A 21,121-nucleotide genomic window follows, 5' to 3' on the forward strand; every position below is an offset into this window, starting at 1 on the left:
TCGACGGTGGCTGTGGTGACGGGCCGTCCACCGGGTCCTGTCGGCGCCCCGGGTCGGCCCGGATCGAACGTAGGCCGTCCCACCGGCACCACGGGTGTCCCGCCCGTCCCAGGGACACGGCGCCCGACGTCCCGGGAAGGCGCCGGGGCGGGCACACCTCCCGAGGGACCGTCGTACGGAAGGGTGCGCCCGCCCCGGGCGGGGCCGGCCGGCGCGGGCCGTTCGTTCGCGCGCCGGCCGGCGGTCCTCAGCGGCGCGCGAAGGGCGCCAGGGGGTTCGCCAGGGTGCCCACCAGCTGGAGGGCGGCCGACGGGTCGGAGAGGTCGACCATCTGCTCGTTGTTGCGCAGCTGGAGGCGGTTCAGGCAGGAGAGCTGGAACTCCGGCGCGAACAGGTCGTACTGGGCGAACCGCTCGGCGAGCTGCGGCACCGACTCCTGGTACTCGTGCGCGCAGTCCGCCACGGCCCGCCAGAACTCGGACTCCGAGCAGACCCCGTCGTCCTCCAGGATCGAGCCCAGGAAGCGGAAGAAGCAGTCGAAGACGTCGGTGAAGACCGACAGCAGCTTCATGTCCTCCGGGACCTCGGCACGGATGCGCTCCACCGCCGGCGGCAGCACCGCGTCCGGGTCCATGACGACGATCTCCTCGGCGATGTCCTTGAAGATCGCCCGCTGTACGACGCCGTCCTTGATGACGAGGATGGTGTTCTCGCCGTGCGGCATGTACGCCAGGTCGTACGCGTAGAAGCAGTGCAGCAGGGGCAGCAGGTACGCCCGCAGGTAGGCCCGCATCCACTCCGCGACCGGCAGGCCCGACTCCTCGACGAGGGCGCCGACGAACGACCGCCCCTCCGCGTCGACGTGCAGCAGGGCCGCCATCGTCGTCAGCCGCTCGCCGTCCTGGAGCGTGGGCACCGGCGACTCGCGCCACAGGGCCGCCAGCATCTTGCGGTACGGGGAGTAGCGGTCGGTGGCGCGCTCGTACTGGCGGTGGCGGTAGCCGACCGCGGCGCGCTCGCGGATGATCGAGAAGTCGACCGACCGCAGCACCTCGTCGCCCTCGATGAGCTGGTGCAGCCAGTCGTTGATGGCCGGCGTGGCCTCCATGTAGGCGGCCGACAGGCCCCGCATGAAGCCCATGTTGAGGACCGAGATGGCGGTCTTCACGTAGTGCTTCTCGGGCGCGGTCGTGTTGAAGAAGGTCCGGATGGACTGCTGCGGGAGGTAGGCGTCGTCGCCCTCGCCCAGCAGCACCAGCCGCCGTTCGGCGATCTCCGCGGCGAAGGTGACCGTGGTCTTGTTCCACCACTGCCAGGGGTGGACCGGCAGCAGCAGGTAGTCCGCCGGGTCCAGGCCCAGCCCGGACAGCACCGCCCCGAACCGGTCCAGGGCGGCCTCGCCCAGCTCCGCGCGGATGAAGGAGTCGTACGACAGGTCCGCGCCCGCGCTGAAGGCCGCCACCTCCCGGTGCGCGGCCACCCACACCAGGCGGACCGGGGCCGCGGCCTCGGGGGCGAAGGCGCGGTACTCGTGGACGCCGAAGCCGAGCCGGCCGTTGTTGGCCACGAAGCAGGGGTGGCCCTCGGTCATGCCGGTCTCGATGTCCTGGAAGGAGCCCTTCGCGAGGACGGACGCCGGCACCTGCTCCTTGGTGTGCTTGTACGCCGTACCGGCCAGCGTGGAGGAGATCTCCTCCAGGTACACGGGCAGGACCGCCGCGCTCAGGCCCAGGGACTCGCGCAGCTCGATGTGGAAGTCGACGGCGTCCAGGGGGAGCTCCGCCCCGTCCCGGTGGCGAGTGATCGTTTCTTCGTCCACGGCCCAGTGGTCCAGGGCCCGGCGGACGGCCCGGAACCGGTACTCGACCGTGCCGTCGTCGCTGCGCACGGACCACGTGCCGTCCTCGGCCGGTGCCGGGGTCAGCAGGCGCTCGTGGGCGAACTCGGCCAGGGCCTTGCGGACCAGGGCCCGGTTGGCGCGCGCCCACAGCTCGGGGGTCAGGTGTGCCACGGCGCCGGCCGGGTCCCCGGCGTAGGGCGACTGCGGGGCGTTCGTACCGCTTGTGCTCAGGCTGGTGCTGGTGCTGGTGCTGGTGCTGGTGCTGGTGCTGGCGCTCGTGCTGGTGCTGGTGCTCATATCGACACCCCCGCGCCCGCCACGGCCGCCTCGAACTGCTCGCGGGTGCAGAAGCTGAGCAGGGCGGTCTTCTCCGGCTTCGCGATCTCCCGCTCCGGGACGAAGCCCACGGCCTCGTTCAGCGCGTGCACCGCGGTGTTGCGCACGTCCGGCTCGACGACGACCCGCCGGACGGCCGGGTCGGCGAACAGGGCGGCCATCACGGTGGTGATGACGGCCCGGGTGAAGCCGCTGACCGGCGTGTCCGTGGGGGCGACGAGGAAGTGCATGCCGACGTCGCCCGGCTCGGGCTCGTACAGGTCCACGAGTTCGACGTGCGCCGGGTCGTACGACTCCATCAGGAAGGCCGGCCGGCCGTCGTGCAGGCCGAGGAACGCGTGGTGGTGCGGGGACGCGGCGATCGCCATGTACTCGCGCTCGACGTCGGTCAGCGAGTGGTCCTGCATCATCCAGAAGGACGCCTTGGGGTGGGTGACCCAGCCGTGCAGCAGCTCGGCGTCCGTCAGCGGGTCGAGCGGGCGGACGGCGAAGGCGCCGAGGGCCGCGTCGGTGCGGGAGAAGAGGGTGGTGCTCATGCCAGGGTGCCTTCCGGGGCGGCGAACTGCTGGAACGCGATGGACTTCTCGACCTTGTAGTACTCGCGGCCGAGCAGCTCGCGGATGATGTACGCGTTGCGGTACGGCCCCATGCCCAGGTCGGGCGAGGTGATCGAGTGGGTGTGGACGCCGGCGTTCTGCAGGAACACCCCGCGGCCGGTGGTGTCGACGGAGTAGTTGCGGGCCACGTCGAAGCGGCCGCGGCCGTCGTAGCGCAGCCGGTCGCGGATGCCCGCGAGGAAGGCCGGCTCGGCGTACTTGTATCCGGTGGCCAGGACCAGCCCCTCGGTGGTGAGGGTGAAGTCGCGCTCCTGCTCCTCCTGGCGCAGGCCCAGGGTGTACGTACCGGTGGTGGTGTCGTACGCGGCCGCGTTCAGGGCGGTGTTGGTCAGCAGGGAGGTCGGGACCGGGCGGTCGCCGGCCTCGACGTCCTTCTGGTAGAGCAGGTCGAAGATGGCGTTGATCAGCTCGCCGTCGATGCCCTTGAACAGGCCCTTCTGCTGCATCTCCAGGCGGTAGCGGGTGTCCTCGGGCAGGCCGTGGAAGTAGTCCACGTACTCCGGCGAGGTCATCTCCAGGGTGAGCTTGGTGTACTCCAGGGGGAAGAACCGCGGCGAGCGGGTGACCCAGTCGAGCCGGTAGCCGTGGACGTCGATCTCGCTCAGCAGGTCGTAGTAGATCTCCGCCGCGCTCTGGCCGGAGCCGACGAGGGTGATGGACCTCTTCTTCTGCAGCTCCGCCTTGGCTTCCATGTAGGTGGAGTTGTGGATGAAGTCGCCGCCCAGGTCGGCGCAGGCCTCGGGGACGTACGCGGGGGTGCCGGTGCCGAGCACGAGCGTGCGGGCGCGGTACGTCCCGCCGCCGTCGGTGGTGACCTCGTACAGCCCGGCGGCCGCGTCGTAGCTGACCTCGGTGACCGTGGTCGAGTACAGGACGCTGTCGAGCCGGTCGGCGGCCCAGCGGCAGTAGTCGTTGTACTCGGCGCGCAGCGGGTAGAAGTTCTCGCGGATGTAGAAGGAGTAGAGCCGGTCCTTGTCCTTCAGGTAGTTGAGGAAGGAGAAGGGCGAGGTGGGGTCGGCGAGGGTGACCAGGTCCGACATGAAGGGCGTCTGCAGGTGGGCGCCGTCGAGGAACATCCCGGCGTGCCACTCGAAGTGCGGCTTCGACTCGATGAACAGGCCGCTGAGCTCGTCGATGGGAGCGGTCAGGCAGGCCAGGCCCAGGTTGAAGGGGCCCAGGCCGATCCCGATGAAGTCGTACGGCTGGCGGGTCTCACGAGGCGTGGACAAGGGATTCTCCCAGGTACTGCTCGGCGTGTGCGGCGAGGAGGTCGAGGACGGCGGAGATGTCGGCCGTCGTGGTCTGCGGGTTGAGGAGGGTGAACTTGAGGTAGTGGGAGCCGGCGACCTTGGTGCCGGCGACCACGGCCTCGCCCGAGGCGAACAGCGCCTTGCGGGCGTGCAGGTTGGCGCGGTCCACGAGGTCGGGGTGGGTCACGCCCTCGGGCACGTAGCGGAAGACGAGGGTGGACAGCTGCGGTGCGACCACGACCTCGAAGCGCGGGTCGGCGGTGAGCAGCGCGTGGCCGGCCGCGGCGAGGTCGCAGACCTCGTCGAAGAGCTGGCCGACGCCGTCGGCACCCATGACGCGCAGGGTCATCCACAGCTTGAGGGCGTCGAAGCGGCGGGTGGTCTGGATGGACTTGTCGACCTGGTTGGGGATGCGCTCCTCGGCCATCCGGCGCGGGTTGAGGTAGTCCGCGTGGTAGGTGGCGTGCTTGAGGGTGTCCCGGTCGCGGACCAGTACCGCGCTGGAACTGACGGGCTGGAAGAAGGACTTGTGGAAGTCCACGGTGACCGAGTCGGCCAGCTCGATGCCGGCGAGCAGCTGCCGGCGGGTGGGGGAGACCAGCAGCCCGCAGCCGTAGGCGGCGTCCACGTGCATCCAGGCGCTGTGCGCGGCGGCCAGTCGGGCGATCTCGGGGAGCGGGTCGATGGACCCGAAGTCGGTGGTGCCGGCGGTGGCGACGATCGCCATCGGGAAGAGCCCCTCGCGCTCGCACTCCTCCAGCTCGTGGGCCAGGGCCAGGGTCTGCATGCGCTTGTTCTGGTCGCAGGGGACCGAGACGACGGCCTCGTAGCCCAGGCCGAGCATGGCGGCGGACTTCTGCACGCTGAAGTGGCTGCACTCCGAGGTGAAGATGCGCAGTTTCGGCAGCAGCTCGGCCTTCGACAGCTCGCGCTCGCTGTTCTTCATGACGAGCCGGCAGGCCTCGTCGCGGGCGAGCAGGAGGGCGTGGAAGTTGGACTGGCTGCCGCCGGAGGTGAACACGCCGTCGGCGCCGGGCCCGAAGCCGATGCGTCCGGCGGTCCAGTCGACCAGGCGGCGCTCGATGAGCGTGCCGCCGATGGACTGGTCCCAGGTGTCCAGGGAGGAGTTGACCGCGGAGAGGACGGCCTCGCCGAGTACGGCGGGGATGACCACGGGGCAGTTCAGGTGGCCCAGGTAGCGCGGGGAGTGGAAGTACACCGCGTCGCGCAGGTAGACCTCCTCCAGCTCGTCGAGCGCGGCGGCGGGGTCCGCGAGCGGCTGGTCGAGGTCGATGCCCGCGATGACCGGGGCGAGCTCGTCGACCGGGATTCCGGTGTGGGGGCGGGTGGTGGCGGCGAGTTTGGCGGCCACGCGTTCGACGCCCTCGGTGACGGATCGACGGTAGTGGTCCGCGGTCGTCTCGTTGAGCAGATGCGAACGCATCAGTGGTCCTCCGGGGCAGGCAGGGAAGTGCAGGGGGCTATTCCAGATAAGGTTAGCCTAACCTAAGTTAATCGAAACACAAGTCAGGCCCCAGCCGGAGAGGGTGGGGCCTGACTCGATAACTGACTTACAGAACAAGGGAGTTGGGGGCTCCGCGCGCGAGCCGGGGGACCCGCGCGCGGAGGTCTTCCGGGGCTGCTGACGCGAGGGGTGCACGCGTCAGCGCGCCTTCGGGGCGCGGGCCCTCAGAGCGGGGGCCCTCTTAGAGCGCGGACTCGGGGTCCTCGCTGGGGGCGCGGCCGGAGTACGCCTCGGCGAGGAGCTCCTCCTCGCTGGCGCCGAGCCGCCAGTAGCCGGTGAAGCGCACCGCCCGGCGGTCGAGGGCGCGCTCCTGGACGAGGTGGCGGCGGGCCGCCCGTACGGTGCCGGCCTCGCCCGCGAGCCAGGCGTACGCCGCCCCGTCCGCGATCCCGGACAGCTCGGCGGCCCGCAGCGCCGCGACCACCGCGTCGGCGCGCCCGGGACCCGTCCCCGGGTCCCGGACCAGCCAGGTGAACTCGGCCTCGGCCGCGGTCTCCAGCGTGAGCCGGTCGTCCTCGTGCGGGACCTCGAAGACGGCCCGGACGCGGTGGCCCGCGGGCAGGGCCGCCAGGATCGCGGCCGCGGCCGGCAACGCGGTCTCGTCGGCGTACATGACGAGCAGGTCGGCGTCCGGGCGGACCTGGAAGCGGACCGACTTGTTCTCCGCCACGCGCGGGCCGATCGCCATGATGCGGCTGCCCTCGCGGGCCCGGCCGGCCCAGTGGGAGGCGGGCGAGGCGTCCCCGTGCAGCACGAAGTCGATGTCGACCTCGACCGCGCCGCCGGGCGCGGTGCGTTGCTCGCGCACGGTGTAGGAGCGCATCACCGGCATCTCGTCGGCCGGCATCCCGCGCCAGGCGGCGAACCAGGTGTCCTCGTCGGTCGACGGGAGCACGGTGTGCTCGACGTGCGGCTGCGGCAGGAACAGCGACAGGCTCTGGTCGAAGCCCCCGGAGCGGAAGTCCTTGAGGGACTCACCGCCGAACGTGGCGCGCAGGAAGGAGTGTCCGACGCGGCGGGTGCGCAGCACCTCCAGCTCGAAGAAGCCGAAGTGCAGGGCCGCCTGGTCGGCGTCGGTGGTCGTGGTCGTGCCAGTGCTCGTGCTCGTGGTCATGGTGTGGATCCCCCTGGTCGTGTGGTCAGCTGACCTTCTTGGCCTTCTCGACCGCGGCGGCGAGGTCCTCGAGGATCGGGGCGCACTTGTCGTACGAGAAGATCGGTTCGGTCACGCGCGGGATGACCTGGCCGGCCTTGACGGCGGGCAGCTGGTTCCAGGTCGGCTTCCCCTTGAGGTCGTTCGCCTGGAGGGTGCCCGTGCGGTTGTCGAGCATGATGATGTCGGCCTTGTACTTGCCGACGTTCTCCCAGGACAGCTCCTCGAAGAAGCCCTGCGCGTTGACCTTCGGCTCCACGAAGGTCAGGCCCAGCTCCTGGAAGTAGCGGGTGTCCGCGCCGGGCTTGGCGGCCGAGACGTAGAACAGGTCGGCGCTGCCGGAACCGATGAGCACCTTCAGGCCCGGGTTGGCCTTGGCGGCCGAGCGCAGCCGGGCGGCGGCCTTCTCGAAGCGGGCCTTGGCGTCGGCGACGTTCTTGGCCTTGGGGTCCGCGCCGAGGGACTCGGCCAGCTCGGCGTGACGCTGGATCACCTTGGGGATCGTGGTGTCGGCGGCCCACAGGGCGACGCTCGGGGCCAGCTTGAGGATCTTGTCCTTGGACTCGTCCGGCACGAACCAGAGCTGGTCCTTGATCCACATGTTGGTGATGAGCACCTCGGGCCTGAGGGCCGCGTACTTCTCGACGTTGAACTCGCCCCAGACGTTGCCCAGGATCTCCACCTTGGAGATGTCCAGCGAGCCGGCCTGGACGTCGGGCTTGCCGTCGGGCAGCTTCGTCGGGCCGAACACGCCCTTGACCGGGACGCCGAAGTCGTGGAGCGCGGCGGCGGTTCCGGTGAAGGCCACGATGTTCTTGGGGACGGCCTTGGTGCTCACCGTGGTGCCGCGGTCGTCCTTGAAGGTCCAGGGGCCCTTCTTGGCGTTGTCCGCGGATCCGTTGCCGGAGTCCTTTTTCGTGTCGCCGTCCCCGCAGGCGGCGAGCACGGCCCCGAGGCCGAGGACGCCGCCGGCGGCGAGGACGCCGCGGCGGGAGAGGTGGGCAGCACGGGACTTGGGCATGTCGGTGTCCGCTTTCGTACGATCCGGTCCGGCCACGCGGGCCGATTCGGAACGTAGGTTAGCCTAACCTCATTGCCTCCGGGTAAGGAGGGCCTAACTTTTTACCCGTCAGCATGCGGAGAGGGCCCTCCGTGGGACGGAAGGCCCTCTCCTCCGGCGGCCGTTCAGGGTCGGCCGTCAGTTCCTGCGCCGGGTCGTTACTCCGTGATGTCGATGTTCGTGTGCTCGGCGCCGCACTGGCTGGCGGAGCCGGTGTGGGTGGTGTCGCCGTTGCCGGGCGTGTAGGTCGCGACCCACTTGTAGTCGCCCTCGGTGCCCTTGTCGACGGCGAACGTGGTGTTGTTCGTGGCGGCCGCGCCGTTCACGAGCTGCACCGTCTCGCTGTAGACCAGGTTGCCGGCGGGGCAGCCGATGCCGGGCCCGTAGAGCTGGAACAGGACGCTGCCCTGCGGGATGCCGCCGTCGCCGGCGCTGACCGTGGCCGAGTCCTGCGGGCGGACCTTCTGGGCGGTCGTGGTCGTGGTCCCCGCCAAAGTGACCACAGACGTCTCGTTGGCGTCCCCGCAGGCGGTCGAACTTCCTTGGTTGTTGGCGTCGCCGCTGTACACGGCGGTCCAGTAGTACGAGCCCACGGTCGTCGGGGTGTACTCGCCCGAGGTGTACGTGCCGTTGCCGTTCACCGCGACCGGGGGGAGACCGGTGTTGATCTCCGCCGTGCAGGTGGCGTTGCTGAACAGGTGGAAGCTGATGGTGCCGCCCGCGTTGGAGGTGGCGCCGCCGAGGGTGGCGGTGTCATGGATCGGACTGCCGATCGTCACCGTGTCCGTGGCGGTCGTGATGAGGGACGAGCAGTTGGTGATCTGTACGCGCTCCGGGGCGATGAAGTCCTTCAGCTCGGCGGGGAAGGAGTCCGAGGAGCGGCTCTTCACGTAGGCGGAGCCGAAGGTACGGCAGCCGCTGCCGGGCGGGAAGATCGCGTTGAACGAGACCGCCGCCTCACCGAAGGTGAACGGGTCCAGTGGGCCGAGGGAGCCGGCCTGGTTGGCCGGGATCGTGCTGGTGTTGACCGAGCCCAGCGCCTGCGCGTTCACGCCGCCGCTGATGATCGTCGGGCCGCCCCAGACCGAGCCGCTCCAGGTGCGGATGGAGATGATCGGTACGGTGCCGCCGTTGGAGAGGTCGTACGTGATCAGCTTGTCGCCCGGGGTGCGGACCGGGGTCTCCGTGGCGTTCGAGCCGTTGTTGGCGCAGTTCGTCGGGATCGCGGTCACGTCGCAGAACTTCTGGTTCAGCTCGAAGTCCATGTTCGTGGTGCCCGAGGGGTTGTTCCTGCGGCGCCAGAAGAGCTCCAGGAACTTCGGCGTCGTGTTCGTCTCCGTGAACACGCCGAAGTTCAGCAGGTCGCTCTTGTTCGGCGGGATCGAACCGAAGACGATCGTCGGGTTGGGGTCGTCCTCCTTCGAGCCCTGGCCGAAGGCGTCGTCGCTGGAGCCGCTCGGCCGGTCGTTCTTGACGCCCTGCTGGTCGCGGAACGGGGTGTTGGTGCCGCCGGTGAGCCAGTCGATGCAGTCCGCGTTGCCGTTGACGATGAGGTTGGCGTTGACGTCGATCTCGAAGTGGCTGCCCGACAGCACGTTCGCCGTCGTGCACGTCTGGGCGGCCGCCGTCGTCGCGGTGGCCAGTGCCAGGGGGGCGGTGAAGGACGCCGAGAGCACGGCGGTCGCGAGCGCGGCCCGCAGGCGGCGCCCGCGCGACGAGCGGGGCGACTGCACGGATCTGATCACTGCGGATGCTCCATTGCTAAGGGGGCTGGGGGCCGCAACGTAGCACCGCAAAAACGGTCAAATCACGCAACACTCCTGAATGGGTGGAAAGGCGATATAGGCATATTGGTGAGCATGGGACGGTCGCCCGCGGCATCGACGTGCTGCAGAGACGAAAAAGCGCCGAAGCCCCCGCGGTCAGGTCGCGGGGGCTTCGACTTCCCCTGAACGCCAGGGCAACGTCTAAGCGGTGAAGCCGAGTTCCCGGGCGATCAGCATCCGCTGGACCTCGCTCGTGCCCTCGCCGATCTCCAGGATCTTCGAGTCGCGCCACATGCGGGCCACCGGGTACTCGTTCATGAACCCGTACCCGCCGTGGATCTGGGTCGCCTCGCGGGCGTTGTCCACCGCGACCGTGGAGGAGTACAGCTTCGCGATCGCCGCCTCCTTCTTGAACGGCTCGCCCGCCACCAGGCGCGAGGCCGCGTCCCGCCAGCCGATCCGGGCCATGTGCGCCCGCATCTCCATGTCCGCCAGCTTGAACTGGATGGCCTGGTTGGAGCCGATCGGCCTGCCGAAGGCCTCCCGCTCCTTGGCGTACTTCACCGACTCGTCCACGCAGCCCTGCGCCAGACCGGTGGCCAGCGCCGCGATCGCGATGCGGCCCTCGTCGAGGATGCGCAGGAACTGGGCGTACCCGCGACCCTCCTGGCCCACCAGGTTCGCCACCGGCACGCGCACGTTGTCGAATGACAGCTCACGGGTGTCCGAGGCGTTCCACCCGACCTTGGAGTACGGGGCCGCCACGGTGAAGCCGGGAGTGCCGGAGGGCACGATGATGCTGGAGATCTCCGGGCGGCCGTCCGCCTTGCGGCCGGTGACCGCGGTGACCGTGACCAGGCCCGTGATGTCCGTGCCCGAGTTGGTGATGAAGCACTTCGAGCCGTTGATGACCCACTCGTCGCCGTCGCGGACGGCCGTGGTGCGGGTGCCGCCGGCGTCCGAGCCGGCGCCCGGCTCGGTCAGGCCGAACGCGCCCAGCATCTCGCCCGCGCACAGCTTCGGCAGCCACTGCTGCTTCTGCTCGTCCGTACCGAAGAGGTAGAGCGGCATCGCGCCCAGCGAGACGCCCGCCTCCAGGGTGATGGCGACCGAGGAGTCGACCCGGGCCAGCTCCTCCAGGGCGATGCCGAGGGCGAGGTAGTCCCCGCCCATGCCGCCGTACTCCTCGGGGAAGGGCAGGCCGAACAGGCCCATGCGGCCCATCTCGGCGACGATCTCGTACGGGAACTCGTGGCGCTCGTAGAAGTCGCCGATCTTCGGGGCCACCACGTCGTGGGCGAACGCCTCGACGGTGCGGCGGAGTTCCTCGTGCTCGGGGGTGAGCCGGTGGTCGAGGGGCATGGGTCGTTACTCCTTGTGGGAGAGGGCGCGGACGGTACGGGAGGGGCTCGGGCGCCCCAGTTGTTCGGCCATCCACACGCTCGTGGCGGTGAGCTTGCCGAGGTCGACACCGGTCTCGATGCCGAGGCCGTCGAGCATCCACACCAGGTCCTCGGTGGCGAGGTTGCCGGTGGCGCTCTTGGCGTACGGGCAGCCGCCGAGGCCGCCGGCGGAGGCGTCGACGGTGGTGACGCCGTGCTGGAGGGCGGCCAGAGTGTTGGACAGCGCCTGGCCGTAGGTGTCGTGGAAGTGCACGCCGATCCGGTCGGTGCCCACGCCCTCCTCGTTCAGCTGCGCCAGCAGCGCCTGGACGTGGCCCGGCGTGGCGACGCCGATGGTGTCGCCCAGGCTCAGCTCGTCGCAGCCGAGGTCGAGCAGGGCCTTGGCGACCCGGACGACCTGGTGGACCGGGACCGGGCCCTCCCACGGGTCGCCGAAGCACATCGACAGGTAGCCGCGCACGTGCATCCGCTCGGCCCTGGCCCGGGCGACGACCGGCTCGAACATGGCCAGGGACTCGGCGACGGTGCGGTTCAGGTTGCGCTGAGCGAACGTTTCCGTGGCCGAGCCGAAGACCGCGATGCGGGTGGCGCCGAGCTCACGGGCCCGGTCCAGGCCGCGCTCGTTGGGCACGAGCACCGGCAGGTGGACGCCCTTCAGGTCCGCCAGCTGCGGGAACAGCTGCTCCGCGTCAGCCAGCTGGGGCACCCACTTGGGGTGGACGAAGCTGGTCGCCTCGACGGTCGTCAGGCCCGCGTCCGCGAGGCGGCGGACGAACTCGGCCTTCACCTCGGTCGGCACGGCCGACTTCTCGTTCTGCAGCCCGTCGCGGGCGCCGACCTCGTGGATCCGCACCCGTGCCGGCAGGCCGGCGCCGGGCACGCTCATGGGCAGTCCGGGGACGCTCATGCCGCTTCCTCCTCCGCGTCCGGGGTCACGACGGCGAGGATCTGGTCCATCGCGACCGTCGTGCCGGGGGTGACGTCCAGCTCGGCGACGGTGCCGTCGTGCGGGGCGGAGATGACGTGCTCCATCTTCATGGCCTCGACCACGAGCAGGCTCTGACCGGCCGTGACCTTGTCGCCGACGGCCACCTTCACGACCGTGACCGTGCCGGGCATCGGCGCGGCGAGGGTGTCCGCCCCCGCGTGCGCCCGGCCGGACAGGCTCGCCTCGACGGGGTCGTACGCGGTCACGTGCCAGGTGTCGCCGTCCCGGCCCAGCCAGACCCCCTCGGGGGAGGTGGCGTGCGCGAACGCGTGCGTGACGCCGTCGAGCTCGACCGTCACCCGGTCGGCGCCGCCCGCCACGAGCCGGGCCCGCAGGGTGTCGCCACCGGGCAGCAGCACCTCGACGCCGCCCGCGACGGCGCGGGTGCGGACCTCGACCGGGTCCTGGCCCGGGATGCGGAAGGGGTGCACGGTCCAGGCGGGGGTGCCGCCCAGCCGCCAGCCGTTCGCCGACCCGAACGGGTCGACCCAGCCCGCCGCCTGCCGCGCGGGGGCCGCGCGCAGCAGCGCGGCCGTCGCGTACACCTCGGCCGGCACGCCCTCGGGCAGCAGGTCGGCGAGGTCGCGCTCGACCAGGCCGGTGTCCATGTCACCCGTGACGACCGACGGGTGCGCCAGCAGACGCCGCAGGAAGCCGGCGTTCGTCGGCACGCCCAGGATCACCGTGTCCGCCAGCGCCGCCCGGAGCGACCGCAGCGCGGCGGCCCGGTCCGGACCCCAGGCGATGACCTTCGACAGCATCGGGTCGTACGTGCTGCCCACGTCCACCCCGGCCGTCAGGCCCGAGTCCGTGCGCACCGGGCTCGTGTCCGGCTCCGACAGGGCCAGCACCCGGCCGCCCGACGGCAGGAACCCGCGCGCCGGGTCCTCGGCGCAGACCCGCGCCTCGATCGCGTGCCCGTCCAGCCGTACGTCGGCCTGGGTGACCGGCAGCGCCTCGCCGGCCGCCACCCGCAGCTGGAGCTCCACCAGGTCGAGGCCCGTCACGAGCTCGGTCACCGGGTGCTCCACCTGGAGCCGGGTGTTCATCTCCATGAAGTAGTACGAGGACGGGTCCCCGCCCGGCACGATGAACTCCACCGTGCCCGCCCCGACGTACCCGCACGACCGGGCCGCGGACACCGCCGCCTCGCCCATCGCCGCCCGGATCTCGGGGGTCAGCAGCACCGAGGGGGCCTCCTCGACCACCTTCTGGTGCCGCCGCTGCAGCGAGCACTCGCGCTCGCCGAGGTGGACCACGTTCCCGTGGCCGTCCGCCAGCACCTGGATCTCGATGTGCCGGGGCCGGTCGATCCACCGCTCCACCAGCAGCGTGTCGTCACCGAAGGAGGAGCGGGCCTCGCGCCGGGCCGCCGCGATCTCGTCCGCCAGCAGCGCCGCGTCCCGCACCAGCCGCATGCCCTTGCCGCCGCCGCCCGCGGAGGGCTTGAGCAGCACCGGCATGCCGATCTCCGCCGCGGCCGCGGTCAGTTCGGCGTCCGACAGGCCGCTGCCGGAGGAGCCGGGCACGACCGGCACGCCGGCCGCCTTCACCGTCTCCTTGGCGCGGATCTTGTCGCCCATCAGGGAGATGGCGCTCGCCGGCGGGCCGATGAAGACCAGGCCCGCGGCCTCGCAGGCGGCCGCGAAGCCGGCGTTCTCCGCGAGGAAGCCGTACCCCGGGTGGACCGCCTGCGCGCCGGTGCGCCGGGCCGCGTCGATCAGCTTCTCCACCGACAGGTAGCTCTCGGCGGCGGCCGCCGGGCCGATCCGCACCGCCGTGTCGGCCTCCCGCACGTGCTTGGCGTCGGCGTCGGCATCGCTGAAGACGGCGACCGAACGGATGCCGAGCGCGCGCAGGGTGCGGATGACGCGGACCGCGATCTCACCGCGGTTGGCGACCAGAACAGAGTTGAACATCGTCCTCACATCCGGAAGATGCCGAAGCCGCTGTCACCCAGCGGGGCGTTGGCACAGGCGGTCAGCGCGAGCCCCAGCACCTGCCGGGTCTCCATCGGGTCGATCACGCCGTCGTCCCACAGCCGGGCCGTGGCGTAGTAGGCGTTGCCCTGCTCCTCGTACTGGGCGCGCACCGGAGCCTTGAAGGCGTCCTCCTCGTCGCCCGACCAGTACTCGCCGCGGGCCTCCATCTGGTCCCGCTTGACCGTCGCCAGCACGGACGCGGCCTGCTCGCCGCCCATGACCGAGATCTTGGCGTTCGGCCACATCCACAGGAAGCGCGGCGAGTACGCCCGGCCGCACATCGAGTAGTTGCCGGCGCCGTACGAGCCGCCGACCACGACGGTCAGCTTCGGCACGCGGGTGCAGGCCACGGCGGTGACCATCTTCGCGCCGTGCTTGGCGATGCCGCCGGCCTCGTAGTCGCGGCCCACCATGAAGCCGGAGATGTTCTGCAGGAACAGCAGCGGGATGCCGCGCTGGTCGCACAGCTCGATGAAGTGCGCGCCCTTCTGGGCGGACTCGGCGAACAGGATGCCGTTGTTCGCCACGATGCCGACCGGGTGGCCGTGGATGTGGGCGAAGCCGGTGACCAGGGTCGTGCCGAACTCCGACTTGAACTCGGCGAACCGCGACCCGTCCACGATCCGCGCGATGATCTCGCGGGCGTCGTACGGGGTGCGGGAGTCCACCGGCACCGCTCCGTACAGCCCCGCCGGGTCGACCTTGGGCTCCTCGGGGGCCTGCACCGGCCACGGCAGCGGGCCGCGCTCGGGCAGGGTGGCCACGATGTTCCGGACGATCCGCAGCGCGTGCGCGTCGTCCTCGGCCAGGTGGTCGGTCACGCCGGAGACGCGGCTGTGCACCTCGCCGCCGCCCAGCTCCTCGGCCGTGACCACCTCGCCGGTGGCCGCCTTCACCAGCGGCGGGCCGCCCAGGAAGATCGTGCCCTGGTTGCGGACGATCACCGCCTCGTCGCTCATCGCGGGGACGTACGCCCCGCCGGCGGTGCAGGAGCCGAGGACCGCGGCGATCTGCGGGATGCCGGCCCCCGACATGCGGGCCTGGTTGTAGAAGATCCGCCCGAAGTGCTCGCGGTCGGGGAAGACCTCATCCTGCATGGGCAGGAAGGCGCCGCCGGAGTCGACCAGGTAGAGGCAGGGCAGCCGGTTCTCCAGGGCCACCTCCTGCGCGCGCAGGTGCTTCTTGACGGTCATCGGGTAGTACGTGCCGCCCTTGACGGTGGCGTCGTTCGCCACGACCACGCACTCGCGGCCGCTGACCCGCCCGATGCCCGCGATCACGCCGGCGGCCGGGGCGGCCCCGCCGTACATCTCCTCGGCGGCCAGCGGGGCCAGCTCCAGGAACGGGGAACCGGGGTCGAGAAGCGTGTCCACCCGGTCGCGCGGCAGCAGCTTGCCGCGCGCGGTGTGCTTGGCGCGGGCGCGCTCGCCGCCGCCCTCGCGCGCCGCCGCGAGGCGGGCCCGCAGCCCTTCCGTGAGCTCCTGGTGGGCGGCCTCGTTGGTCCGCCAGGCCTCGGACGCCGGGTCGGCGGCGCTCGCCAGCACTGGTGCCTGCTGCATCCCTCGAGCTCCCTTGCTCGGTTAATGAGCGTTAACGCGTTTCCTTCAGGTTAACGAGCGCTAACAGCGCTGTCTAGAATGAATTCCCATGAGCACCAGAGCCGAAGCCGCAGCCACCGGAGCCACTGGCGTCACCGCGGCCCCGAGCCGCCGCGAGCAGATCCTCAAGGAGGCCGCCCGACTCTTCGCCGAACGCGGATTCCACGGCGTCGGCGTGGACGAGATAGGCGCCGCCGTGGGCATCAGCGGCCCCGGGCTCTACCGGCACTTCGCAGGCAAGGACGCCATGCTCGCGGAGCTGCTGGTGGGCATCAGCGAGCGCCTGCTGACCGGGGGCCGCCACCGCGTGGCCGAGGTGGCCGGCGACCCGGCCGCGGTGCTGGCCTCGCTCATCAACGGCCACATCGACTTCGCCCTCGACGACCGGCCGCTGATCACCCTGCACGACCGCGAGCTGGACCGGCTGCGCGAGGAGGACCGCAAGCTGGTGCGACAGCTCCAGCGGCAGTACGTCGAGCTGTGGGTGGAGACCGTGCGAGCGCTGCACCCGGGCGTGCCCGAGGCCGAGGTCCGCGTCGCCGTGCACGCCGTCTTCGGCCTGCTGAACTCGACCCCGCACCTCGGGGCCGGCGGGCGCGAGGCGACGGAGTCGCTGCTGCGGCGGCTGGCCTACGGCGCCTTCGCGGCGCTGTCGGACTGACGCCGGACCCCCGGACGGCGGTCCGAGTGTCGGGACGGATCGCCCGCGCCGGGTCCGACGACGGCAGAATGATCCCCATGCCGATATCCAGCCAGGTACCCAGCCGAGCCGAACTCACCGACCACCTCGTCCGCACGCGGATCGCCGGCCAGGTCGCCACCCCGCGCGAGAACAACCTGAGCCACTACCGCAAGCTCGCGAACGGTGACCGCCACTACTGGCTGGGCCTGGACCTGGGCGACCGCTGGACCGACGAGCAGGACGTCCTCGCCGTCATGGCCGAGCGCTGCGGCGTCGTCGACGACCCCGACCACCGCGCCGGCCAGGACACCATCGACCCCGAGCTGACCGTCGCCGCCCTCGACCGGCTCGCGGCCCGGCTGCGCAAGGCCGCCGTCGACAAGCAGAGCGTGCTGCTGGCCACCGGCCACCCGGGCGGCCTGCTCGACGTCCACCGCGCCACCGCCGACGCCCTGCGCGCGGCCGGCTGCGAGATCGTCCGCATCCCCGGGGGCCTGACCGCGGACGAGGCGCAGGTCTGGCAGTTCGCGGACGTCGCGGTGCTGGAGCGGGGCGCGACCCTGTGGCACACCCACTCGCCCGCCCCGATGGCCGCCATCCTCGACGGCCTCGCGGCCGAGGGCCGCCCCCAGCCCGACCTGGTCGTCGCCGACCACGGCTGGGCCGGCTGCGCGGGCCAGCGCGGTCTGGACTCCGTCGGCTACGCCGACTCCAACGACCCGGCCCTCTTCCTCGGCGAGTCCGAGGGCACCCTGCAGGTCGTCGTCCCCCTCGACGACCACGTCCGCGACCCGCGCTACTACGACCCGATGACGGCGTACCTCCTGCACGGGGCGGGGCTGCTGGAGGGGTAGGGGCGCGGGGGCCTCTTGTGCCGCGCTCGCCCGTCCGGGTGAGGTGCGTTGTCCTCACGCCGCCGCGCGACCCCCTGGGTCGCCCCGCCGGAACGCTCTGATCAGCGCGGGACGCGGACGACGCCCTCCTGGATGACCGTGACGGCCAGCTGCCCGTCCTGGGTCCAGATGCGGGCCTGGCCCAGGCCGCGGCCGCCGTGGGCGGTGGGGGACTCCTGGTCGTACAGCAGCCACTCGTCGGCCCGGAACGGCCGGTGGAACCACATCGCGTGGTCCAGCGAGGCCCCGACCACGTCGCCGACCGCCCAGCCGCCGCGCCCGTGGGCGAGCAGGACGGCGTCGAGCAGCGTCATGTCGGAGACGTACGTCGCCAGGCAGGTGTGCAGCAGCGGGTCGTCGGCCAGCTTGCCGGCCGTACGGAACCAGACCTGCGAACGCGGCTCCACCGGCACGCCCACCGACCCCCACGGTGGCGTCGTGGCGTACCGCAGGTCGACCGCCCCGCGCGCCTCCAGCAGCCGCTCGACCGTGCCCGGGTCCCGGAAGACCTCCCGGTAGCGGGGCAGCGCCTCGGCGGCCGTCGGCAGCGACTCGGGGTCCGGTGCCGCGGGCATGACGGCCTGGTGGTCCAGCCCCTCCTCGTACGTCTGGAACGACGCGGAGAGGTGGAAGATCGGGTGCCCGTGCTGCACCGCGACGACCCGGCGCGTGGTGAACGAGCGCCCGTCGCGGATCCGGTCCACGGAGTACACGATCGGCGCACCCGGGTCGCCGGGCCGCAGGAAGTACGAGTGCAGCGAGTGCGCCGTGCGGTCGCCGGGCACCGTACGGCCGGCCGCGACCAGCGCCTGCGCCGCGACCTGCCCCCCGAAGACCCGCGGGATCAGAGCCGAACGGCTCAGCCCGCGGAAGATGTTCTCCTCGATCTGCTCGAGGTCGAGCAGATCGAGGAGGGAGCCCAGTGCGTCCAAGTGGATTACAGGCCCATCGACTTGGCGATGATCGACTTCATGATCTCGCTGGTGCCGCCGTAGATGCGGTTGACGCGGTTGTCGGCGTACAGGCGCGCGATCGGGTACTCGTTCATGTAGCCGTAGCCACCGTGCAGCTGGAGGCAGCGGTCGATGACGCGGTGCGCGACCTCGGTGCAGAACAGCTTGGCGCTGGCGGCCTCGGCCGGGGTCAGCTCGCCCGCGTCCAGGGCCTCCAGGGCGCGGTCGGCGACGGCCTGGGCGGCGTCCACCTCGGCCTGGCAGGCGGCCAGCTCGAACTTGGTGTTCTGGAAGTGCGCGACCGGCTTGCCGAAGACGGTGCGGTCCGTCACGTACTGCTGGGCGAACCGGACGGCCGCGGCGGCCTGGGCGTACGCGCCGAAGGCGATGCCCCAGCGCTCGGACGCCAGGTTGTGGCCGAGGTAGTAGAAGCCCTTGCCCTCCTCGCCCAGCAGGTCCTCGACGGGGACCTTGACGTCGACGAACGCCAGCTCGGCGGTGTCGGACGTGCGCAGGCCCAGCTTGTCGAGCTTGCGGCCGATCGAGTAGCCCTCCGCCTTGGTGTCCACGGCGAACAGCGAGATGCCGAAGCGGCGGTCGTCCTCGCTCGGGGCGGAGGTACGGGCGCAGACGATCACGCGGTCGGCGTGCACGCCACCGGTGATGAAGGTCTTCGCGCCGTTGAGGACGTAGTGGGTGCCGTCCTCGGAGAGCTTGGCGGTGGTCTTCATGCCCGCGACGTCGGAGCCGGTGCCCGGCTCGGTCATCGCCAGCGCCCACATCTCCTCACCGGAGACGAACTTCGGGAGGAAGCGCTTCTTCTGCTCGTCGGAGGCGAGCATCTTGATGTACGGCAGGGCGAGCAGCACGTGCACGCCGGAACCGCCGAAGTTCACGCCCGCGCGCGCGGTCTCCTCGTAGAGGACGGCCTCGAACTTGTGGGTGTCCAGGCCCGCGCCGCCGAACTCCTCGGGGACGTTGATGCCGAAGATGCCCAGCTCACCGAGCTTGTAGTAGAAGTCGCGGGGCGCCTGGCCGGCGGCGAACCACTCGTCGTAGACCGGGACGACCTCGGCCTCGATGAAGGCCCGCAGGGTCTCGCGGAACGCCTCGTGGTCCTCGTTGAATACCGTACGGCGCACGGCCGCCTCCCTCCGTCGCGCGGCCGATGCCGCCTGTCTAAGCGCTTGCTCAGATTATTAAGTTACCGCCCGGTCACCGCGCCTGTCCATAGCCCCTCGGACACGCCCGCCAACCCTTGGCGAACCGGCTCCGCCGCGGTGCATCCTGCTGTGTCGGGCCACGGCGCCGCACCAGGGGGGATGCGGCCGGACCGGCCCGGTTCGGGGGAACACCATGGGCACACCCGCCCCGCATCAGGGCCGCGGAGTACTGGAGGGCGCCTTCGCCCTGCTGGAAGCACTGCGCCTGCACGGCGACGAGGCCGGCGTCACGGAGCTCGCCGTCGCCTGCGGCGTACCCAAGGGGACCGTGCACCGCCTACTGGACCAGCTGGCAGCAGTGGGCGCCGTGGAGCGCCGCGGCACCCGCTACCGGACGGGCCCGCAACTGTTCCGCCTCGGCCAGGGCTGGCAGCCGCACCCGGGCCTGCGCGCCGCCGCCCGGCTCCCGCTGCACCGCCTGCGCGCCGCCACCGGCGCCAGCGCCGTCCTGACCGTCCTGCGCGAGGACCTCGCGATGACGGTCTGCTCGGTCCCCGGCGAACCCGAACCCCTGGTCCCCGTCCGCGACGGCATGAGCTTCCTCCTCGACACCGCCGCCGGCCGAGCCCTCCGCGGCCCCCGACGGACCGCCCCGCTCCTGGACCGCGAGACCGTCATGGACGGCGTGGCCTGCGCCGCCGTCCCCGTCCGCACCCCCGACGGCCGCACGGTCGCCGCCCTCGCCGGCGTGGTCCGCGCGGGCCGCCCCCTGGAGGCCCTGGCCCAGGCCGTCACCGACGCGGGCCTGGCCATCTCCCGGGCCCTGTCCCGCCACGCCGCGCCCCCGCTCCCGCCGGTGGTCCGCAGGTAGCCGTTCCACTCACCGGAACGCACGTGGAGCACCGCCCCGCCGCCCGGGCACGGTGGACCCACCACCGGGAAAGCCCCGGCGGCCGAACACCCACGGGGGAACGACATGCTCGGCACGAAGACCCGCCTCGCCACCGCCACCGCCCTGGCCCTCACCACCCTGACGGCCCTGGCCGGCGCGGCCCAGGCCGCGCCCGTCGACCAGGTCCGGATCGAGCTGCTGGAGCTGACCTGCCACCAGCAGAGCGAGGGCGACCACGACGAGGCCTACATCAAGATCACCGACGCCAACGGCAACCAGATCAAGGTCTGGCCCGGCTCCGCGAAGTACCAGACCATGGGCACGAACTACGTCCGCTCCCTGACCGACGCGAACGGCAACGCCGCCCTCGTCCTGGGCCGCGACCAGGCCCGCACCCTCACCCTCTGGGACGACGACACGACCAGCGGCGACGACAAGCTCGGCGCCACCCTCGTGACGGGCTCCGAGGCGGGCTCGGAGATCCAGTACCGCTCGCTGGAGGGCTCCGGCGGCGTCTACACGATCGCCTACCGCGTCATCGACATCTGACGCCCAAGGCGGGCGCCCCGTCCGCCTCTGCGGGCTGGTGCCCGGCCGCACCAGCCCGCACCCGCCACCCGAACCGGTGGGGCAACGACCCCGGGCCGCCCATGCCCGACCCCCACCGGCCCGGCAGCCGCGGGGCCGTCCGGTGGGGCGTAGCGATCGTGGGCGGCCCCTGCCCAGCCCCCACCGGACCCGGAGGCCGCCACCCGAACCGGTGGGGCGTAGCGATCGTGGGCGGCCTATGTCCGGCCCCCACCGGACCCGGAATCCGCCATCCCACCGGCCCCGGAAGCCGCCAACCAACCGGAGGGGCGTAGCGATCGTGGGCGGCTTATGTCCGGCCCCCACCAACCCGCACCCGCCACCCGAACCGGTGGGGCGTAGCGATCTGAGGCGCTGACCCGCTGGCCGGACCGAACGGACCGGAGTCTTCACGATCGTCCCGGGCGTCTTTCCGGGCCTGTCCGCCGAGGT

17 protein-coding genes are annotated in these 21,121 nt (G+C 71.6%); 4 read left to right on the plus strand and 13 right to left on the minus strand.

Going from position 1 to position 21,121, the window contains the following annotated elements; translation table 11 throughout:
- Nucleotides 1-247: 247 nt before the first annotated feature.
- The 11 genes from IF43_RS0125740 to IF43_RS0125790 form a co-directional block, all read right to left on the minus strand.
- Nucleotides 248-2,137 carry an IucA/IucC family siderophore biosynthesis protein gene (locus IF43_RS0125740; RefSeq protein ID WP_078910448.1) on the minus strand — a complete coding sequence of 630 codons (1,890 nt, stop codon included), beginning with the start codon at nucleotides 2,135-2,137 and terminating at the stop codon, nucleotides 248-250.
- Nucleotides 2,134-2,712 carry a GNAT family N-acetyltransferase gene (locus tag IF43_RS0125745; RefSeq protein ID WP_030205091.1) on the minus strand — a complete coding sequence of 193 codons (579 nt, stop codon included), beginning with the start codon at nucleotides 2,710-2,712 and terminating at the stop codon, nucleotides 2,134-2,136. Before IF43_RS0125745 ends, IF43_RS0125740 begins: the two co-directional genes overlap by 4 nt.
- Nucleotides 2,709-4,022, minus strand: coding sequence for a lysine N(6)-hydroxylase/L-ornithine N(5)-oxygenase family protein (locus tag IF43_RS0125750; protein WP_030205094.1), 1,314 nt, complete (start codon nucleotides 4,020-4,022; stop codon nucleotides 2,709-2,711). The genes IF43_RS0125745 and IF43_RS0125750 overlap by 4 nt, the downstream gene beginning before the upstream one ends.
- Nucleotides 4,006-5,487, minus strand: a complete 1,482-nt coding sequence (locus tag IF43_RS0125755) for an aspartate aminotransferase family protein (RefSeq protein WP_030205098.1) — start codon at nucleotides 5,485-5,487, stop codon at nucleotides 4,006-4,008. The genes IF43_RS0125750 and IF43_RS0125755 overlap by 17 nt, the downstream gene beginning before the upstream one ends.
- Before the next feature lie 262 nt (nucleotides 5,488-5,749).
- Nucleotides 5,750-6,682 (minus strand): siderophore-interacting protein, encoded by a 933-nt coding sequence (locus IF43_RS0125760; RefSeq protein ID WP_051796127.1) that lies wholly within the window; start codon nucleotides 6,680-6,682, stop codon nucleotides 5,750-5,752.
- A 25-nt stretch (nucleotides 6,683-6,707) separates the two neighbouring features.
- The gene (locus IF43_RS0125765) at nucleotides 6,708-7,742 is read right to left on the minus strand and encodes an ABC transporter substrate-binding protein (protein WP_030205104.1); all 1,035 of its coding nucleotides are present in this window, start codon (nucleotides 7,740-7,742) and stop codon (nucleotides 6,708-6,710) included.
- Nucleotides 7,743-7,939: 197 nt separating this feature from the next.
- Complete coding sequence (locus IF43_RS41795) at nucleotides 7,940-9,526, minus strand: Ig-like domain-containing protein (protein ID WP_030205106.1); 1,587 nt, start codon at nucleotides 9,524-9,526, stop codon at nucleotides 7,940-7,942.
- 222 nt (nucleotides 9,527-9,748) lie between these two features.
- Nucleotides 9,749-10,909 (minus strand): acyl-CoA dehydrogenase family protein, encoded by a 1,161-nt coding sequence (locus IF43_RS0125775; RefSeq protein ID WP_030205109.1) that lies wholly within the window; start codon nucleotides 10,907-10,909, stop codon nucleotides 9,749-9,751.
- Nucleotides 10,910-10,915: 6 nt separating this feature from the next.
- A complete protein-coding gene (locus IF43_RS0125780) occupies nucleotides 10,916-11,857 on the minus strand; it encodes a hydroxymethylglutaryl-CoA lyase (RefSeq protein WP_030205111.1) in 942 nt (313 codons plus the stop codon).
- Complete coding sequence (locus IF43_RS0125785; protein ID WP_030205113.1) at nucleotides 11,854-13,857, minus strand: biotin carboxylase N-terminal domain-containing protein; 2,004 nt, start codon at nucleotides 13,855-13,857, stop codon at nucleotides 11,854-11,856. The genes IF43_RS0125780 and IF43_RS0125785 overlap by 4 nt, the downstream gene beginning before the upstream one ends.
- A 5-nt stretch (nucleotides 13,858-13,862) precedes the next feature.
- A complete protein-coding gene (locus tag IF43_RS0125790; protein WP_030205116.1) occupies nucleotides 13,863-15,479 on the minus strand; it encodes a carboxyl transferase domain-containing protein in 1,617 nt (538 codons plus the stop codon).
- 88 nt (nucleotides 15,480-15,567) lie between these two features.
- Here IF43_RS0125790 and IF43_RS0125795 point away from each other — a divergent pair, with 88 nt between their 5' ends.
- Nucleotides 15,568-16,179 (plus strand): TetR/AcrR family transcriptional regulator, encoded by a 612-nt coding sequence (locus tag IF43_RS0125795; RefSeq protein WP_030205119.1) that lies wholly within the window; start codon nucleotides 15,568-15,570, stop codon nucleotides 16,177-16,179.
- A gap of 77 nt (nucleotides 16,180-16,256) precedes the next feature.
- A complete protein-coding gene (locus tag IF43_RS0125800; RefSeq protein ID WP_030205122.1) occupies nucleotides 16,257-17,054 on the plus strand; it encodes a phosphatase in 798 nt (265 codons plus the stop codon).
- A 101-nt stretch (nucleotides 17,055-17,155) separates the two neighbouring features.
- On the opposite strand, the gene tesB is transcribed toward IF43_RS0125800, so the two are convergent.
- Nucleotides 17,156-18,031 carry an acyl-CoA thioesterase II gene (gene tesB / locus IF43_RS0125805; protein ID WP_030205145.1) on the minus strand — a complete coding sequence of 292 codons (876 nt, stop codon included), beginning with the start codon at nucleotides 18,029-18,031 and terminating at the stop codon, nucleotides 17,156-17,158.
- On the minus strand, nucleotides 18,031-19,188 hold the full coding sequence (locus IF43_RS0125810) for an acyl-CoA dehydrogenase family protein (RefSeq protein ID WP_030205125.1): 1,158 nt from the start codon (nucleotides 19,186-19,188) through the stop codon (nucleotides 18,031-18,033). Before IF43_RS0125810 ends, tesB begins: the two co-directional genes overlap by 1 nt.
- Before the next feature lie 214 nt (nucleotides 19,189-19,402).
- On the opposite strand from IF43_RS0125810, the gene IF43_RS0125815 reads away from it, so the two are divergent.
- Nucleotides 19,403-20,080 carry an IclR family transcriptional regulator gene (locus tag IF43_RS0125815; protein WP_037890043.1) on the plus strand — a complete coding sequence of 226 codons (678 nt, stop codon included), beginning with the start codon at nucleotides 19,403-19,405 and terminating at the stop codon, nucleotides 20,078-20,080.
- A gap of 105 nt (nucleotides 20,081-20,185) precedes the next feature.
- Nucleotides 20,186-20,650 (plus strand): hypothetical protein, encoded by a 465-nt coding sequence (locus IF43_RS0125820; RefSeq protein WP_030205131.1) that lies wholly within the window; start codon nucleotides 20,186-20,188, stop codon nucleotides 20,648-20,650.
- Nucleotides 20,651-21,121 lie beyond the last annotated feature (471 nt).

Origin of the sequence: Streptomyces sp. NRRL S-87 (assembly GCF_000719335.1) — a bacterium.
GTDB lineage: Bacteria > Actinomycetota > Actinomycetes > Streptomycetales > Streptomycetaceae > Streptomyces.

Bases quoted from the DNA above. Each gene is read 5' to 3' on its own strand.
- IF43_RS0125740 (WP_078910448.1), bottom strand. From the start codon at position 2,137: ATGAGCACCAGCACCAGCACGAGCGCCAGCACCAGCACCAGCACCAGC.
- IF43_RS0125745 (WP_030205091.1), bottom strand. From the start codon at position 2,712: ATGAGCACCACCCTCTTCTCCCGCACCGACGCGGCCCTCGGCGCCTTC.
- IF43_RS0125755 (WP_030205098.1), bottom strand. From the start codon at position 5,487: ATGCGTTCGCATCTGCTCAACGAGACGACCGCGGACCACTACCGTCGA.
- IF43_RS0125760 (WP_051796127.1), bottom strand. From the start codon at position 6,682: ATGACCACGAGCACGAGCACTGGCACGACCACGACCACCGACGCCGAC.
- IF43_RS0125765 (WP_030205104.1), bottom strand. From the start codon at position 7,742: ATGCCCAAGTCCCGTGCTGCCCACCTCTCCCGCCGCGGCGTCCTCGCC.
- IF43_RS0125775 (WP_030205109.1), bottom strand. From the start codon at position 10,909: ATGCCCCTCGACCACCGGCTCACCCCCGAGCACGAGGAACTCCGCCGC.
- IF43_RS0125780 (WP_030205111.1), bottom strand. From the start codon at position 11,857: ATGAGCGTCCCCGGACTGCCCATGAGCGTGCCCGGCGCCGGCCTGCCG.
- IF43_RS0125785 (WP_030205113.1), bottom strand. From the start codon at position 13,857: ATGTTCAACTCTGTTCTGGTCGCCAACCGCGGTGAGATCGCGGTCCGC.
- IF43_RS0125790 (WP_030205116.1), bottom strand. From the start codon at position 15,479: ATGCAGCAGGCACCAGTGCTGGCGAGCGCCGCCGACCCGGCGTCCGAG.
- IF43_RS0125795 (WP_030205119.1), top strand. From the start codon at position 15,568: ATGAGCACCAGAGCCGAAGCCGCAGCCACCGGAGCCACTGGCGTCACC.
- IF43_RS0125800 (WP_030205122.1), top strand. From the start codon at position 16,257: ATGCCGATATCCAGCCAGGTACCCAGCCGAGCCGAACTCACCGACCAC.
- IF43_RS0125815 (WP_037890043.1), top strand. From the start codon at position 19,403: ATGGGCACACCCGCCCCGCATCAGGGCCGCGGAGTACTGGAGGGCGCC.
- IF43_RS0125820 (WP_030205131.1), top strand. From the start codon at position 20,186: ATGCTCGGCACGAAGACCCGCCTCGCCACCGCCACCGCCCTGGCCCTC.